Origin of the sequence: Bradyrhizobium sp. JR4.3, from assembly GCF_040547695.1 — a bacterium.
In the GTDB taxonomy this organism is placed as follows: domain Bacteria; phylum Pseudomonadota; class Alphaproteobacteria; order Rhizobiales; family Xanthobacteraceae; genus Bradyrhizobium; species Bradyrhizobium canariense.
This window is the reverse complement of sequence record NZ_JBEPQF010000056.1, coordinates 15575-31939: the sequence shown is the minus strand read 5'-3', so window position 1 is coordinate 31939 and position 16365 is coordinate 15575. Positions and strand designations below refer to the sequence as shown.

At 64.9% G+C, this 16365-nt stretch carries 17 protein-coding genes and 1 riboswitch; of the genes, 6 read left to right on the top strand and 11 right to left on the bottom strand.

Annotation, left to right across the window (positions count from 1 at the left end; genetic code table 11):
- Window positions 1–237: 237 nt before the first annotated feature.
- From ABIB91_RS39820 to ABIB91_RS39810, 3 genes are read right to left on the bottom strand one after another with little or no spacing between them, the layout of a single operon-like run.
- Window positions 238–1626: an ATP-binding protein gene (locus ABIB91_RS39820; RefSeq protein WP_354172445.1), complete on the bottom strand. Its 1389-nt coding sequence runs from the start codon at window positions 1624–1626 to the stop codon at window positions 238–240.
- A gap of 18 nt (window positions 1627–1644) precedes the next feature.
- Entirely contained in the window at window positions 1645–2376 is a 732-nt protein-coding gene (locus ABIB91_RS39815) for a response regulator (RefSeq protein WP_035993624.1), read from the bottom strand.
- Window positions 2373–2912: a MarR family winged helix-turn-helix transcriptional regulator gene (locus tag ABIB91_RS39810; protein WP_007596846.1), complete on the bottom strand. Its 540-nt coding sequence runs from the start codon at window positions 2910–2912 to the stop codon at window positions 2373–2375. Before ABIB91_RS39810 ends, ABIB91_RS39815 begins: the two co-directional genes overlap by 4 nt.
- A 339-nt stretch (window positions 2913–3251) precedes the next feature.
- Between ABIB91_RS39810 and ABIB91_RS39805 the strand changes: the two genes are divergently transcribed.
- The 5 genes from ABIB91_RS39805 (at window position 3252) to ABIB91_RS39785 (ending at window position 7379) form a co-directional block, all read left to right on the top strand.
- Window positions 3252–4334, top strand: a complete 1083-nt coding sequence (locus tag ABIB91_RS39805) for a branched-chain amino acid aminotransferase (protein WP_007596844.1) — start codon at window positions 3252–3254, stop codon at window positions 4332–4334.
- Between the two features lie 122 nt (window positions 4335–4456).
- On the top strand, window positions 4457–4981 hold the full coding sequence (locus tag ABIB91_RS39800; protein WP_007596843.1) for a YegJ family protein: 525 nt from the start codon (window positions 4457–4459) through the stop codon (window positions 4979–4981).
- Between the two features lie 50 nt (window positions 4982–5031).
- Window positions 5032–6552 carry a histidine--tRNA ligase gene (gene hisS / locus ABIB91_RS39795; protein WP_354172449.1) on the top strand — a complete coding sequence of 507 codons (1521 nt, stop codon included), beginning with the start codon at window positions 5032–5034 and terminating at the stop codon, window positions 6550–6552.
- 116 nt (window positions 6553–6668) lie between these two features.
- Window positions 6669–6872, top strand: coding sequence for a tautomerase family protein (locus ABIB91_RS39790; RefSeq protein ID WP_007596840.1), 204 nt, complete (start codon window positions 6669–6671; stop codon window positions 6870–6872).
- 111 nt (window positions 6873–6983) lie between these two features.
- Entirely contained in the window at window positions 6984–7379 is a 396-nt protein-coding gene (locus tag ABIB91_RS39785) for a thioesterase family protein (RefSeq protein WP_219683636.1), read from the top strand.
- 132 nt (window positions 7380–7511) lie between these two features.
- Here ABIB91_RS39785 and proC read toward each other — a convergent pair whose 3' ends face one another.
- Window positions 7512–8336, bottom strand: coding sequence for a pyrroline-5-carboxylate reductase (proC, locus tag ABIB91_RS39780; protein ID WP_354172452.1), 825 nt, complete (start codon window positions 8334–8336; stop codon window positions 7512–7514).
- 203 nt (window positions 8337–8539) lie between these two features.
- Window positions 8540–9040 (bottom strand): type III secretion system chaperone family protein, encoded by a 501-nt coding sequence (locus tag ABIB91_RS39775; protein WP_007596830.1) that lies wholly within the window; start codon window positions 9038–9040, stop codon window positions 8540–8542.
- Window positions 9041–9427: 387 nt separating this feature from the next.
- Window positions 9428–9587: riboswitch (FMN riboswitch) on the top strand.
- Between the two features lie 76 nt (window positions 9588–9663).
- Between ABIB91_RS39775 and ABIB91_RS39770 the strand changes: the two genes are divergently transcribed.
- Window positions 9664–10227: a 6,7-dimethyl-8-ribityllumazine synthase gene (locus ABIB91_RS39770; RefSeq protein WP_007596828.1), complete on the top strand. Its 564-nt coding sequence runs from the start codon at window positions 9664–9666 to the stop codon at window positions 10225–10227.
- A 76-nt stretch (window positions 10228–10303) separates the two neighbouring features.
- Here the strand turns inward: ABIB91_RS39770 and ABIB91_RS39765 are convergent, their stop codons facing one another.
- The 6 genes from ABIB91_RS39765 to ABIB91_RS39740 all read right to left on the bottom strand — a co-directional run bounded on the left by ABIB91_RS39765 (window position 10304) and on the right by ABIB91_RS39740 (window position 16353).
- Window positions 10304–11338, bottom strand: coding sequence for a D-alanine--D-alanine ligase family protein (locus ABIB91_RS39765; protein ID WP_007596826.1), 1035 nt, complete (start codon window positions 11336–11338; stop codon window positions 10304–10306).
- A complete protein-coding gene (locus ABIB91_RS39760) occupies window positions 11335–12363 on the bottom strand; it encodes a putative zinc-binding metallopeptidase (RefSeq protein WP_354172455.1) in 1029 nt (342 codons plus the stop codon). The genes ABIB91_RS39765 and ABIB91_RS39760 overlap by 4 nt, the downstream gene beginning before the upstream one ends.
- Window positions 12364–12583: 220 nt before the next feature.
- Window positions 12584–13537, bottom strand: coding sequence for a ribose-phosphate pyrophosphokinase (locus tag ABIB91_RS39755; RefSeq protein WP_007596822.1), 954 nt, complete (start codon window positions 13535–13537; stop codon window positions 12584–12586).
- 193 nt (window positions 13538–13730) lie between these two features.
- Window positions 13731–14357 (bottom strand): hypothetical protein, encoded by a 627-nt coding sequence (locus tag ABIB91_RS39750; RefSeq protein WP_007596820.1) that lies wholly within the window; start codon window positions 14355–14357, stop codon window positions 13731–13733.
- 113 nt (window positions 14358–14470) lie between these two features.
- A complete protein-coding gene (gene pgeF / locus ABIB91_RS39745; protein WP_219683642.1) occupies window positions 14471–15238 on the bottom strand; it encodes a peptidoglycan editing factor PgeF in 768 nt (255 codons plus the stop codon).
- A complete protein-coding gene (locus ABIB91_RS39740) occupies window positions 15235–16353 on the bottom strand; it encodes a class I SAM-dependent methyltransferase (RefSeq protein ID WP_007596817.1) in 1119 nt (372 codons plus the stop codon). Before ABIB91_RS39740 ends, pgeF begins: the two co-directional genes overlap by 4 nt.
- Window positions 16354–16365 lie beyond the last annotated feature (12 nt).

Sequence of the window (16365 nt, the reverse complement as noted above, 5' to 3'; positions counted from 1 at the left end):
CTGCCCCGTCTGCTTCACCGCCATCGTCATTCCTCCAAGGCTTTGCCTTAGAGAATCACAATTGACGGATTACGCAACAAGCCCCTTGTGGGAGAGGGTGGCTCGCCGCGTAGCGGCGAGACGGGTGAGGGGTCTGTCTCCGCGCGTGACTCTTTTCGCTTTTGAATTCGCGGAGAGACACCCCTCATCCGGCGCTTCGCGCCACCTTCTCCCACAGGGGGAGAAGGGAAGAGGCAGCTACACCGGTATCCGCACGCTCGCCCTTAATCCGCCCATCGGACTGTCGCCAAGCGTAATGTCGCCGCCGTGCGAACGGGCGATGTCGCGGGCGATCGCGAGACCAAGACCCGTGCCGCCTTCGTCCTGGTTGCGGGCGTTGTCCAGCCGCAGGAACGGCTTGAACACCTCTTCGCGTAAGTGCGCGGGAATACCCGGGCCGTCGTCGTCGACTGTCACGGTCAAATAACGGTGATCGCGCTGGCCGGTGATGGCGATGGCCTTGCCGTAGCGGGCGGCGTTGGTGACGAGGTTGGCGAGGCAGCGCTTGAACGAGGCCGGCTTCACCGTGACCACGGGCAGCCCGTTGAACGCGACGGTCGCAATGTGGCCGTGGCGTTCGGCGTCGCTGCGCAGCTCCTCGAGCGCCTGCGCCATGTCGGTCGGCTGCGACTGCTCGCCGGAATCGCCGCGGGCGAACGCGAGATAGTCCTCCAGCATCATCGACATCTCGTCGACGTCCTTGCGCATGCCCTCCATTTCGGGGCTGTCGCCGATCAGCGCCAGCTCGAGCTTGAACCGCGTCAGGATCGTGCGCAGATCGTGGCTCACGCCGGCGAGCATCGCGGTGCGCTGCTCCATCGTCCGCTCGATGCGCGACTTCATTTCGAGGAAGGCGACCGACGCGCGCCGCACCTCGCGCGCGCCGCGCGGACGGAAATTCGGCGCCTCGCGGCCCTTGCCAAAACTTTCGGCAGCGTCGGCAAGTCGCAGGATCGGCTTGATCTGGTTGCGCAGGAATAGCACCGCGACGATCAGCAGGATCGAGGACGTGCCGACCATCCAGAACAGGAAGATCTCCGAGTTCGAGGCATAAGCCGCGCTGCGCTGTGCGAACACGCGCATCACGGCGTCGTCGAGCTGAATCCGGATCTCGACCAGGTTGGAGCGGCCGACCGTATCGATCCAGAAGGAGCGCCCGATCTGGCGGCCGAGCTGCACTGACAGCGTCTGGTCGAGCAGCGAGAAGAACGGCTTTGGTCCCGGCGGCGGCATGTCGCCGGCCGGGAGGAAATCGACGACGAGACCGAGGCGCTGCTGCGCGATACGGCGGATCTGGTCGCGATCCTTGTCTTGCGGATAGCCCTTGTAGACGTCGATCAACGCGGCGATGTCCTGCACCACCGCGGCCGACAGGCGGCGTGTCACCGTGTTCCAGTGCCGCTCCATGAACACGAAGGCGACGACCGATTGCAGGATCACCATCGGCACGATCATGATCAGCAGCGCACGCGCATAAAGGCCGGTCGGCATCCAGCCCTTGAACGCGTTGCCCATCCAGCCATTGGCGGCGGAGACGCGGCCGGCGGCGCTCTTCAGAAGCGTCAGGCCGGTATCGATCGTGCTCATCGGTGGCGCTTTACTGTTTTATGGCGAGGCTACCAGCCGGTAGCCGATGCCGCGCACGGCCTGGAGGAACAGCGGATTGGCGGGATCGGTTTCGATCTTGCGCCGGAGGCGGTTGATCTGCACGTCGACGGCGCGCTCGTTGACGCTGCCATTGCCGGTCAGCGCGCTGCGCGGCACGGTCTCGCCCGGTGTCTCCGACAGGATCCGCAGCATCTCGCGCTCGCGGTCGGTCAGGTGAATGACGTCTTCGCCCTGGCGCAATTCGCCGCGCTCGAGGTGGTAGATGTACGGGCCAAACGCGATCTTCTCCACTGCAGCGGCCTGCGGCGGCGGCGCAGCGCGCTTGAGGATGTTGTTGATGCGCAGCGCAAGCTCGCGCGGCTCGAACGGCTTCGCGACGTAATCGTCGGCGCCGATCTGCAGGCCCTCGATGCGCGCTTCGGCTTCATGCCGCGCCGTCAGCATCACGATCGGCACCGAGGACGAGGTCCGGATGAAACGGGCGAGATCGAAGCCGGTCTCGCCGGGCATCATGACATCCAGGATCAAGAGGTCGAAGTGCAGGCCCAAAAGCTTGGAACGGGCGTCGCTGGCGCTCGCGGCGGTCGAGACGCGATAGCCTTCGCCGGCAAGGAAGCGCGAGAGCAGATCGCGGATGCGGCGGTCGTCGTCGACCAGCAGGAGATGCGGGGCATCGTCGGCGGGGCGTGCCGGCGGGCGTGCGAGCGTTGCAGCGAGCGGCACGGTCACTCCTTGTCCTGATTGACGGTGGCAAAGATCGTCTCCAGCACCTTGTCCGGATCGTCGCGGTCGATCATCGCGCGCAGGAAGCGCTTGACGGTCTCGGCATCCTGCGGCGCCATCTCGGCGAGTGCCTTGGTGATGCGCGTGGTCTGCAGGCCGGCGAGCTTCTGCACCAGCGCCTCGCCCTTCGGTGTCGCAAACAGCAGGCGTTGGCGGCGATCATTGTCGCCGGTCTTCTGCACGATATAGCCCTCGTCCAGGAGCTGCTTGAGCACCCGGCCGAGCGATTGCTTGGTGATACGCAGGACGTCGAGGAGGTCGGCGACCTTGAGGCCGGGATAACGATAGACAAAGTGCATGACGCGGTGATGGGCCCGGCCGAAGCCGAACGCCTCCAGCTCCTGGTCGGGATCGCCGACGAAATCGCGATAAGCGAAGAACAGCAGTTCGATGATATCCCAGCGCAAATTGCCTCCGTCGTCTGCGGCCGGCCGCGGCCCGGCAGCGTCTTGAGAAGGAGTCGCGAAATTTATGTCAGGCATATTGACGTATCTTGGTCTCAATGTTACAAAACGATCAGCCCGCACGAAATTTTAGATCGTTTCGCGTCGGGTGGGCATCGAAGCAAGGCCGCCGCAGTGGGCCGGACGGGCGGCGACGGCCGGAGCAGATCTACCGTGCGATTGTCGAACGGCATTTCGGCAAAACATACTGGACTTCCGTCTTCCGCAAAAGCATGTCCTCGGTGACATGCTGGCCACGGAAACCGGCCGTAACAAGGCTGGCGGCGGTCCGGCCAGAAACCAATCGAGCCAGCCGGGCCCAAATCAGGGCAGGTGGGTGCCACAACGGCACCGCCACCGGCAGCGGGAGGCAAGGACATGAGCATGAAATTCGACATCCAGCCCGCATCCAATCCGACCCCCGAGAAGGATCGGGTCGCCAAGCTGGTCGATCCCGGTTTCGGGCGCGTCTTCACCGACCACATGGCGGTGGTCCGCTACAACCAGGCCAAGGGCGGCTGGTACGAGGCGCGTGTCGAGGCCCGCGCCAATTTCCAGATCGATCCGGCCGGCGCCGTCCTCCACTACGCCCAGGAAATTTTTGAAGGCCTCAAGGCCTACAAGCGCGACGACGGCGGCGTGAACCTGTTTCGCCCCGACGCCAATGCACGGCGCTTCAAGGACTCGGCGGACCGCATGGCGATGGCGCAGCTCCCCGAAGACGTCTTCATCGAGGCGGTCGAGCAAATCGTGCGCATCGACCGCGCCTGGATGCCGGGCGGCGAGGGCAGCCTTTACCTGCGCCCCTTCATGATCGCGAGCGAGACCTTCCTCGGCGTCAAGCCGTCGTCCGAATACATTTTCGCGGTGATCGCCTCGCCGGTCGGCTCCTACTTCAAGGGCGGCCCTGCGCCGGTCTCGATCTGGGTGTCCGAGAATTACACGCGCGCCGCGGTCGGCGGCACCGGCGCCGTCAAATGCGGCGGCAACTATGCCGCGAGCCTGCGCGCCCAGGCCGAAGCGATCCAGCACGGCTGCGACCAGGTCGTGTTCCTCGATGCGATCGAGCGCCGCTATATCGAAGAGCTCGGCGGCATGAACGTGTTCTTCGTGTTCGACGACGGCTCGCTCTCGACCCCGCCGCTCGGCACCATCCTGCCCGGCATCACCCGCGATTCCATCATCGCGCTGGCCAAAGATGCCGGCAAGACCGTGCGCGAGGAGCCGTACTCGCTCGACCAGTGGCGCAAGGATGCGGCAAGCGGCAAGCTGAAGGAAGCGTTTGCCTGCGGCACCGCCGCCGTGATCTCGCCGATCGGCACGGTGCGCTCGGTGAGCGGCGATTTCGAGATCAGCGGCGGCGCCGCGGGCCCGGTCGCCATGGGCCTGCGCAAGCAACTCGTCGACATCCAGTACGGCCGCACCAACGATCCGCACAACTGGATCCGCAATCTGTCTTGATTTTTGCCCTCTCTCTCCCCGCGCGCGGGGAGAGAGAGGCGCCATGAACGCGACACGATGATCGTGCGACAAAGTCCGAGACCTCGAATACTCGAACATCGAGTCATCTGGACATCGCGATCATGGCATCCACTCTTCCCCAACCCCTGAAATGGGTCGTTCTCGCCGCGATCACCGGCGTCACCGTCTTTGGCATTCTGACCATCGGCCCCCAGCCGGATGTCTCCGCTGAGGGACGTTCGCCCGTTGTCGACGTGCGCACCACCGATCCGGAGATGAACACCGCGATCGCGCGCGCCCGCGGCACGCTGCCGACATTCTGGGCCTCCTATGAGGCGCCGAAGCCGTCGGAGACAGGGCATGCCCTGAAGGTGCACTTTTCGACCCGCAAAGGCGGTGAGCACATCTGGATGGCCGAGGTGAAGAAGATACCCAACGGGGCCTATTCCGGCCTCTTCGCCAACGAGCCACGCGATCTGCCCGGCAAGCGGGCAGGCGACAAGGTCGAATTCACTGAAGCCGACATCTCGGACTGGATGTTCATGCGCAACGGCAAGATCGTCGGCGGCGAAACCATCAAGCCAACGCTGAAGTCGCTGCCGAAAGCGGATGCCGACGCGCTCCGGGCGCGGATGGAGCAGCCGTAAGAGCCTACCCGGCAGTTGCCGCCTCGCGCGTCGGCTGGTAAATGCCGCGCATGGCCGAAAAATCCAAAAAACCCCAGAAACTGAAGGCGCGCCTGCCGCGCGGGCTCGAGGATCGCGATCCCGCCGCGATCCGGGCGACGCGGGAGATGGTGGAGAAGATCCGGACCGTCTACGAGCTCTACGGGTTCGAGCCCGTGGAAACGCCGGCGATGGAATACACCGATGCGCTCGGCAAGTTCCTGCCCGACCAGGATCGTCCGAACGAGGGCGTGTTCTCGTTCCAGGACGACGACGAGCAGTGGATCAGCTTGCGCTACGACCTGACCGCGCCGCTCGCGCGCTACGTTGGCGAGCGCTACGGTACCGACGGTCTTGTATTGCCCTATCGCAGCTATCGCGTCGGTTACGTCTTCCGCAACGAGAAGCCCGGCCCCGGCCGATTCCGCCAGTTCATGCAGTTCGACGCGGACACGGTGGGCTCGGCAACACCGGCGGCCGATGCCGAGATCTGCATGATGGCGGCCGACACGATGGAGGCGCTGGGCGTTGCGCGCGGCTCGTATGTCGTGAGGGTGAACAATCGCAAGGTGCTTGACGGCGTTCTGGAAGCAATCGGGCTCGGTGGCGAAGAGAACGCAGCACGCAGACTGACCGTGTTGCGCGCGATCGATAAGCTCGACAAGTTTCCCGCCGAGGAAGTTCGCAAGCTGCTCGGTCCCGGCAGATGGGATGGCGGCGAAGAAGGCAAGGGCGACTTCACGAAGGGCGCCAATTTGAGCGCGTCGGAAGCTGACGTCGTTCTCGCCATCACCAAACCGCACGACGACTGGAAAGAGGCGATCGCCGCGGCGGAAACCTATCTCGCCAAGAGCGAAGTCGGTCAGGCCGGCGTGAGCGAGCTGGAAGAAATCGCCAAACTGGTGACGGCTTCGGGATACGGCGCAGACCGCATCCGTATCGACCCCTCCGTCGTGCGCGGCCTCGAATATTACACCGGCCCCGTCTACGAGGTCGAACTGCTGCTCGAGACCAAGGACGACAAAGGCCGTCCGGTCCGGTTTGGCTCGGTCGGCGGTGGTGGCCGCTATGATGGTCTGGTCTCGCGCTTCCGCGGCGAGCCGGTGCCGGCGACCGGATTCTCGATCGGCGTGTCCAGGCTTCAGGCCGCGCTGACGCTGCTTGGCAAGCTCGACACGAAGCCAGAGTTCGGCCCCGTCGTTGTCACCGTGTTCGAGCGCGAGCGCGTCGCCGACTACCAGAAGATGGTCGCATCGTTGCGAACCGCCGGCATCCGCGCCGAACTCTATCTCGGCAATCCCAAGAACATGGGCAACCAGCTCAAATATGCCGACCGCCGCAATGCGCCCTGCGTCATCATCCAGGGCTCCGATGAAAAAGCGCATGGCGAGGTGCAGATCAAGGATCTGATCGAGGGCGCGAAGGCGGCGGCCGCGATCGCTTCCAACCAGGAATGGCGGGAGAGCCGCCCGGCGCAGTTCTCGTGCAGCGAGGCCGACCTCGTCGCCAAAGTGCGCGAGGTGTTGGCGCGCCATGACGTAAAGTGGGGATAGCTATGCCGGCAGGCGTCATGCCCGGGCTTGTCCCGAGCATCCACGCCTTGTTTGATGGAAGAGAACGTGGATGGCCGGGACAAGCCCGGCCATGACGACAGCATAGGGAGAGAAAAATGCCTGAGATCACTGTCAGCATGGCCGTGGGCCGCACCGACGAGCAGAAGGCCGGCATGATGCGCGACATCACCCAGGCGCTGGTGAAGAATCTCGGCGTCGATGCCGACGCGGTCGTCATCCAGATCAACGAAGCCCCGCTTGCCCATAAGATGAAGGGCGGCAAGACGTTCGTGGAGCGCGCGGCGGCTGCGAAGAAGTGACGCGTTAGCGTCATTCCGGGGCAGCCGTGAGGGCTGACCCCGGAATCTCGATCGACAATCTCTGGATTCCGGGTTCGCGCTTCGCGCGCCCCGGAACGACGGGCGGGATCCATGGACGCACGCGACTTCATCAAGGCCGGCATGAGCGCCGAGCGCACGCTGGTGGTGCCGGTGGAGCGCACGGTCGGGCATTTCGTGCCCGGCATGCCGATGGTCTATGCGACGCCGATGATGATTCTGGAAATGGAGATGACGTCGGGCGATGCGATCCGTAGCGTCCTTCAGCCCGGCTGGGTCACCGTCGGCACCGAGGTCGACATCCGCCATCTTGCAGCAGCTCTCGTCGGTGCGACGGTGCGGACTACCGCGAAGGTGGTCGCGGTCGAGCGCCGCGTCATCCGCTTCGAGGTCGAGGCCTTCGAGGGCTCGCGAAAACTCGGCGAAGGCCGCCACGCGCGCGGGCTCATTAATGTCGCGATGTTCAACAAGCGGCTGGGGACGAGCTAGGAGCCGCTTGCTCCGCCCTCATCCTGAGGAGACCGCGCCGCGGTCGTCTCGAAGGATCGCCACAGGCGAGAGCCGGGCCTGCATGGTTCGAGACGGCGCTTCGCGCCTCCTCACCATGAGGGGATAGCTTCCTTACTTCGCCAATTCCTTCGACCGTTTCGTCGCCGCCGCGATCGCACGGATCATCAGATCGCGCAGGCCGGGCTCGCCCATCAGCACGCCGAGTGCCGCAGCCGTGGTGCCGCCGGGCGAGGTGACGTTCTGGCGCAGCGTGCCGGAGGCAAGCTCCGACTGGTGGAGAAGTTCACCGGAGCCGGCGACGGTTTCGCGCGCGAGTTTTGTCGCGAGCGCCTCGGGCAATCCCGCCTCGACACCGGCGCGCGCGAGCTCTTCGGCCAGCAGAAACACATAGGCCGGGCCCGAGCCGGACACCGCGGTCACCGCGTCCATCAGGCTCTCATCGTCGACCCATTCGACCGAGCCGGTGGCGCGTAGCAGCGCATCGGCCACCGCGCGTTGCTGTGCGCTGACATTGTTCGCGGCGACAGCCACCGTGATGCCGCGACCGATCGCGGCCGGTGTGTTCGGCATCGCGCGCACCACCGCGCCGCCGCAGACCTCCTCGAGGGAGGCGATCGTGGTTCCCGCCATGATCGACACCACCGCGGTCTTGTCGGAGACGAATGGCTTCAGCTTGGCGCCGGCCTCGCGGAACATTTGCGGCTTCACCGCGACGATCAGCGTCTCGACCTGGCCCGCCGTCGTCACGTCGGGATTGATCGCAATCCCCTTGGCGGCAAGTGCGGTGATCTCGGCCGAGATGTGAGGATCAATCACCGCGACGCGGCGCGGATCGAGCCCGCCCGAAAGCCATCCGGTCAGCATCGCGCCGCCCATCTTGCCGGCGCCGGCGAGCAGGATGGTGCCGGTGATGTTTTGGAGAGTGCTGTTCGCCATCGCTGTCGCCACCGCCGTCGTCCTGGCCTAGTGCGCGATTGCGCACGGGGAGCCAGGACCCATTACCACGGCTGGTTCTAGTGGAAGGATGGCAGGGCAACAAGCATCGCGAGACACGGAGAGACCTCGCGGTATGGGTCCTGGCTTTCGCCAGGACGACGATGGAGAAAGCTGGGCTCGCTCGCCGCCTCAGGAGAGCGCGCTTAAGCCTCGCCCACCGTGTCGAACATGGCCGCGTCCATGGCTTCCGCCGTGGACTTGCCGGCCCACACCACGAACTGGAACGCCGGGAAATAGCGTTCGCAGGCGTGGATGGCGCCGGCGAGCATGGCTTCGCACTGGCCGGTGGAAGCGATGAGCCCGCCCGGCAGCACCAGGGCCTGCCGGTGCATGATCATGCCGGTGGTGGTCCACAGGTCGAAGTGCCCGACCCACAGCTGCTCGTTGACCGCGGCGACGAGCCGCTGGACCTCAGATCGCCGCGCAACCGGAATCTTCATGTCGAATGCGCAGGCCAGATGCAGCGCCTCGATCTCGCCCATCCAGGTGAAGGAGATCTGGTAGTCGGTCCATTGTCCCTTGGAGACAATCGTGAGTTCGTCTTCGCCGGAGCGTTCGAACGGCCAGTTATTGCTGGCAGCGATATCCTCGACCACCGCGAGCGGATGGTTTTTGGAATCGATAGTGCCTTCGAGCAGGGACATGCCGTCTCGACCTCTTGCCTTTTTGTTGTCTTTGATACGCACGCGGTTGGTCCGGCGCGCGCTCCCTTAAATTTGCTAAGGCGATCCGTTCGGATCAGCGCGGGCTTGTCGCGGATCAACTGATGTGATTTGCGGAATCTGCGCAACTGGCTGCCGAGTCCGTCCACAAGTCAGGACTCGTTCGTCCACAGCTCATCTCGGCCACAATTATTAACGGGAAGAACAAATCGGAATCGGATTCGGCGGCCGCCCCCGATCGTTAATTCCGCGGCGTGCCCCCTGGACCGCCTTCGCGGTATGGGACCATGCGATTTTCCCATGCGGAACCCGCTTGCCGCGGCCCCGAACCGGCGTCATATTTCGGTCAGGCCGTTCATTCCGGACGGCCGATGTTCTCAGGGCGGGGTGAAAGTCCCCACCGGCGGTAAGGGCCGTAAGGCCCAAGCCCGCGAGCGCCTTCCTCAAAGCCTGTTGCTGCGGGGAAGGGTCAGCAGATTCGGTGCAACTCCGAAGCCGACGGTTAAAGTCCGGATGAAAGAGAACGGTCGGTGGCAGACGCATCGCAGGATGCGGCTGTTTGTCGTTCCGTGTGCCCTGATTCTGGTCCTTAACTGAGGAAAGCCATGAATCAGATGTTGCAAGATCCCCAAGCCGAAACCTCCCAACCAACCCAAACGCCACCGCCGGTTCCACAGGACCCGGCGCCCGACCACCCGCGCTTCGCGAAACCGCAGCGGGTGGCCTTCGTGCAGGCCTGCTGGCACCGCGACGTGGTCGAGGAGGCCCGTATCGCCTTCGTGAAGGAGGCAGAAGCGCGCCACCTCAATCATGTCGACGTGTTCGAGGTGCCGGGCTCGTTCGAGATCCCGCTGCATGCGCAGATCCTCGCCAAGACGCGGCGCTACACCGCGATCGTCGCGGCCGGCCTCGTCGTCGACGGCGGCATCTACCGCCATGAATTCGTCGCCGACACCGTGATCAAGGCGTTGATGGACGTGCAGCTGCGTACCGAGGTGCCCGTGTTCTCCGCGGTGCTGACGCCGCAGCAATTCCACGAGACCGAGGTGCACTACGATTTCTTCCGCAGGCATTTTGCGATCAAGGGCGTCGAAGTGGCGGCCGCCTGTGCGGAGACATTGCTCGGGCTCGAACGCCTGCGCGGCCAGGTCGCCGCGGGAATCGTGTAACGCCGCGCAACGACCATCCCTCATCCCGAGGGGCGCGAAGCGCGTCCCGAAGGATGAGGGGTGATCGCAGCCGTCATCACCCCAATGACACGCCCGCTTTGGCGCGGCTGATTCCGAGCGCCAGGATGCGCTGCAGGAGAGCCGGATATTTCAGCCCGTCATGTAGAGCGGCCGTGGCGAATTCCTGGCTCTTGGCGATCTCGGGATTTGGATTGGCTTCGATGAAATACGGCGTGCCGTCGGCGGTGAGACGAAAATCGATACGCGCGTAGCCGTCGAGGCCAAGCACCCGGTAGATGCGTTTCGCGGCCCGCTGGATCCTGGCGGTCACTTCCGGCGCCAGATCCTTCGCAGGCCCGTCGACGATGCCGACCTTCTCCTGATAGTCGGTGTCGTGCTTGGCTTTCTCCGTGGCGATGTGCCGTGACGAGCGGCCGCCCATGCTGCCGAATTTCAACTCCCAGACCGGCAGGACTCGTAAGCGGTTGTTGCCGAGCACGCCGACGTAAAGCTCTCGTCCTTCGATGAACTGCTCGGCGATGGCGGCGGATTCGACCCGTTCGTGGATGAAGGCGACCCGCTCGGCCAGCTTCTCGTCGGTGTCGACGATCGATGCTTGCGAGATGCCGAACGAGCCATCCATGTTCAGGCTCTTGACGATCAGCGGCAGCGCAAGACGCGTCGGGCGTTTCACCTTGCGGCGCATCGGGAAGACGGCAAAGGCCGGCGCGGCGATCCGGCGGTGATGCACCAGCGTCTTGGACAGATCCTTGCCGCGGGCCAGGGTCAGGCCGCGCGGATTGCACCCGGTATAAGGGACCTTCATCAGCTCGAGATAGCTCGCGATGTGCTGGTCGAAGGCGACGTTGTTGTGGAATTCCTCCAGCAGCGTGAAAACCACGTGCGGCTTGAACTCCTCGATCGCCTCGCGCACCGGCTTGATTTCCTCCTGCGCGCCTAGCGGGCGAACCTCATGGCCGGCTGCGCGCAAGGTGCTCACCACGTCGTATTCGGTTTTCCACGCATTGATTTCCTGCGCGGTGTGCCCGTCGCTGGAGTCCGGCGGCACGAAGTCCGGATGCATGAGCACCAGAATGCGCAGACGTCTCATAGCGCGATCCATTTTCGTCGAGATGGGCCAAACATCGTGTGCATCGTCTTGGCGGTCACGAGGACGATGAAGTCGAGAACGAGCTTCTGTTCAGGACCGACGGCGCGCAGGTCGAGCTCGCGGCAGCGGGAGATCATCTCGTCAAGCACGGCATCGAGCGTAAGCTGATTCTCGCCGGTCCATCGCGCGACCAATTGCCTGATCTGGGAGCGGTGGCGCCTGATCAGGGTCGAAGCCGGCTTTGAGCGGTGATGCCGCGGATCGGCCGAAAACAGCCGGGAGAGATCGCGGTCGTAGGTCTTGGGAGGCGTGAAGGCGTAGAACGCCTGCTTCTTCTTGTAGTGCTCTTCGAGCGTTTGGCTGAGCCGACCCAGCGGATCGACACGCTCCCGCGTCGTGATCGGCGGCCGCTTGCCCGCGATCTCGCCCATCAGCTCGTCGACATATTCGAGCTTCTTCAGTGCCGGCCAACCAGCGTATCGCGTCCGCCAGTTCGAACGGGGCCGTAGCCACACCGCAAACGTCTCGGCGAAATCCTCGTCCGGATGGCTCTGCGCGTACCAGAGCCGCAGATGCTGGACATAGCGCCGGCTCGCCGGATTGGGCCGGTAATAGCGCGGATAATGTTTCGACGACGGGCCGAACAGTTGCTGCCAGCGCCGGCGGCGCTGCAACTGGTAGCCGTGCTGTATGGCGTGGCCCGCTTCGTGACGGAGGATGGCCATGCATTCGCGCCAGGTTCCGCCCTCGACGTCGAACATCATCTTCTTCTCGAGCTTCATCAGGCGGGGATGAGCGAGATAGAACGGAATGGCGATGCCGGGAACGCCGCCCGGGCTGAACCATTCGCTCGACATCCAGGTGTGCGGCCGCAGCCGGATGCCGCGCTCCTCGAGCTCCTCGTACAGCGTGCTGACGCAATCCTCGAGCCAGGTGCCTTCGACCGTAACCCTCAGGCTGGAGAGGCGTTGCTTGAGCAACTCGTCATCCGCCAGCTTCTCCCAGGCAAATTTCCGGCGTGGCATCGGGCATCCAGAGGGCAGAGATGACTCGGGATTCGGATGATGTCATGGGCGGTCGTTGGCAACAATGGGGAGCGGCGGCGCGTGAGGGAGCCGTAGGGTGGGTTAGGCGCAGCCGTAACCCGCCTCTTACTTTCCGCGGGGGTAGAAGTGGTGGGTTACGCCGAGCGGTCTGCGCTTCGCGCAGTCCGCAGGGCTAACCCACCCTACGAGGTCAGCGTGCTCAGTCGAACAGGCTCGACACCGACTCTTCCGCGGCGGTGCGCGCGATCGCGTCCGAGATCAAGCTGGCGATCGGCAGCGTGCGGATGTTCGGGGCCTTGCTCACCGCCTCGGTCGGCAGGATCGAATCGGTGATCACCAGTTCCTTCAGCCTGGAGTTCGTGATCCGGGCGGCCGCGCCGCCGGAGAGCACGCCGTGGGTGATGTAGGCGTAGACGTCCTTGGCGCCCTTGGCGATCAGCGCGTCGGCCGCGTTCACCAGCGTGCCGCCGGAGTCCACGATGTCGTCGATCAGGATGCAGGTGTAGCCGGCGACGTCGCCGATCACGTTCATGACCTCGGATTCACCCGCCCTCTCGCGGCGCTTGTCGACGATCGCAAGCGGTGTGTTGATGCGCTTGGCGAGACCGCGTGCGCGGGCCACGCCGCCGACGTCCGGCGAGATCACCATCGTCCTGGAGAGGTCGAACTTGTCCTTGATGTCGCGCACCATCAGCGGCGCCGCGTAGAGGTTGTCGGTGGGGATGTCGAAGAAGCCCTGGATCTGGCCGGCATGCAGGTCGAGCGTCATGACGCGGTCGACGCCGGCCTGCGTGATCAAATTGGCGACGAGTTTAGCCGAGATCGGCGTGCGCGAACCCGATTTGCGGTCCTGCCGGGCGTAGCCGAAATAGGGCAGCACCGCAGTGATGCGGCGCGCCGAGGAGCGGCGCAGTGCGTCGGTGATGATCAGCAATTCCATCAGATGGTCGTTCGCCGGGAACGAGGTCGACTGGATGACGAAGGCATCCGAGCCGCGCACGTTCTCCTGGATCTCGACGAAGATCTCCATGTCGGCGAAGCGCCGTACCACCGCCTTGGTCAGCGGCAGGTCGAGACCTTGCGCGATGGCCTGTGCGAGAGCCGGGTTGGAGTTGCCGGCGACGAGCTTGATGGAGCCGTTCTTGGCCGACATGGACGCTTCCTCCCGCGCTTTGCTGGACACGATGTTCAACATCAAACAATACCCACTGGAAGCACGGTTACGACGGGCGAGGAAATATCAGGCCGGGGGCTGCAATGGCAACCCGGGACGCTACGTTTTCCCTGCGAAATCCCGAGTCGGGCCAACGGTTTGGCCGGAAGTTGGGGCCGTGGTTTCGCGGGGGTTATCGCTCGGCATAGCCCAGCGCCGAGGCCGGCATCCCGGCCGCCGGAGCCTCCGGGATCACGCTCGCCACAGCCGCCCCGCGCAAGCCGGGAGCCGAGCCCGGCGCATCCGGCGTACCGTTGATCATGTTGGAAAGTCCGCTGAATCCGGCCTGGGCGATCTTCCGCAGCACGAGATCGTCGGCAGCTCCCCAAGGATCCCGGGCAGCGTCGCGGCCGCCCTTGGCCGCCGTAGGTTCCTCGCCGGAAAGGCGCAGCGCCCGCTGCTGGTTGGCGTCGTAGACGTCCCAGACCCAGGCGATCACGGTCTTGCCGCGCACGATCTGAGCGGAGAGGTAGCTGCGCACGCGGTAGGCAGCCGTCCCCTCGCGGGAGACCACGGACAGGCTGCGCAGCTTGGATTCGGTGTCGAGCACGCCGACCATGCGGTCGAACACTTGCGGCGGCGGCCCGTCGATCGATTCGAACGCGACTGTCGCCCCGGAGCCGGCGCTCGGCGCCATGGCGTAGGAGTTTGCGGCACCACCGCCACCGGCACAGCCGCCAAGCGCGGTCGCAGCCGTCAGCAGCATGACCGCCAGCACGCGCGAACCTGCGCGGCGCAAGATGAATGACGCGTCCCTCATTATGGAGGGCAGCGATATCGTTAAAACGCATTAACGTCTAGGGCGGGGGCGCCACAGCCCACTGTCATCGCGCGCAGGCATAGCCCCGGAATGACACGGGGTTGCCTTTGTGTTCACGCTTCGAGTGCGATCGCGTGAACGTGGCGGCCGTAATCCGGCTCCTTGCGATGCACCGAGCGGCGGTAGCTGAAGAAGCGTTCGTCGGCGTAGGTGTCCAGACCGAGATCGTCGATCATCAGGATGCCCGCGGCTTCCAGACGCTTGCGGATGAAGCCGGCGAGGTCGAACATCGCGTGTCCCTCGCGCACCGACGGGATGAAAAACATCGTGTTGTCCGCATCCGCCTCGATGAAGCGCGCCACGAACTCGTTGCCGACTTCATAACTGTCCTGGCGGATCAGCGGGCCGATCGCGGCGATGATGCCGCTGCGCGAGGCGCCGAGTTTTTCCATCGCTGAAATGGTCTGCTCCAGCACGCCGGTGAGCGCGCCCTTCCAGCCGGCATGCGCGCCGCCGATCACGCCCGCATTGGGGTCGACGAACAGCACGGGCCCGCAGTCGGCGGTGGAGACGCCGAGCGCGATGCCGGGCACCTTCGTCACCAGCGCATCGCCCTTCGGTCGCGGCCCGCTCGGCCACGGAGCGTCGGCCACTAGCACGTCGGGCGAATGGATCTGGTGCAGGCTGAGAAAGCGTTCCGGCGCGACGCCGACATGCTCGGCCATGCGGCGGCGGTTCTCCGCGACAAGGGCCTGATCGTCGTTGGAGCCGAGCCCGCCGTTAAGCGCGGAATAGATGCCGCCCGAGACGCCGCCCTCGCGGGTGAAGAAGGCGTGGCGCAGGCCGGGCACCGCTGAGAGCAGCGAGGAGGCAAGCGTCATGAATGGTCTCCGGCGCGTTCGAGATCGCTCAGTCCCGCAAGGCCCGTCAAGCGCGGCTCAGAGATGCCGAGCACCTTGAACATCGAACCCATGCCGCTGCGCCCGGTTTCAGTCAGGCGCTTGAGCGCGATCGAAATGTCGGTGGCAACGTCGGGCGCCGCCTTCTGCATCAAGGCGGCGGCACGGGTCTCGATGCCGACGCGCTTGAGGAAATCGCCCTGCGTCACCGGCCCGTGCACGCGGGCGCCCACGTCCTCCGCCCCGCGCGCGAGCGCCTGGAAGTCGACATGGGCCGTGACGTCGGCTTGGCCCGGCGCCTTCAGGGGATCGGTGAAGGTGTGGCGCGCGATCGCCTGGAAGGTGTCGCCGGCATCGCTGCGCAGATGGCCGTAATCGATGATCAGCGCCGCGCCGTCCTGGTCGCGCACGCGGCTGGCGAGCTTCATAATCTCGGCATCGGGCCGCCACTCGAACACGGCCCCGACGGGCGCGGCGCGCACCAGAGGCGGCAGCAGCACCTCGAAGCGTGGGGTCGGCTCGGCCGCCGCGCCGAATTGAAGTTTTCCGTTGGCGTCCACCTCGATCACGCGCTCGTGCCAGCCGTTCTCGTGACGGACCATCTGGTGGATCGGCAGCACGTCGAAATATTCGTTGGCGAGGATGATGCTCGGTCCGTCCGGCACGTCGTCGATGCTGTCGTGCCAGGCAATGTTGCGCACGCCCGACAGCGTCGCACTCTGCCGCTCGCGCAGGACCGGATTGACCTCGACCATGTGGATGTGGAGCGCCTGGTAGAGCGGCGGCAGCACGCGGAGCGCACGCAGCGCATCGGCCATCATGGTGCCGCGGCCAGGACCGAGCTCGATCAGCCGCAGGAATTGCGGCGAGCCCATCTGCTTCCACACCGAGGCGGTCCATAGGCCCAACAGCTCGCCGAACATCTGGCTGACCTCGGGCGCGGTGGTGAAGTCGCCTTCTCGTCCCAACGGATCGCGCGAGACGTAATAGCCATAGCGCGGATGCATCAGGCACAGTTCCATGTACCGCCAGACCGGCATGGGGCCTGAGGATTTGATCAGCGCCTTGATCTCGTCGAGTAACGGCTGGTCGGTCACGGCCTATCTTCT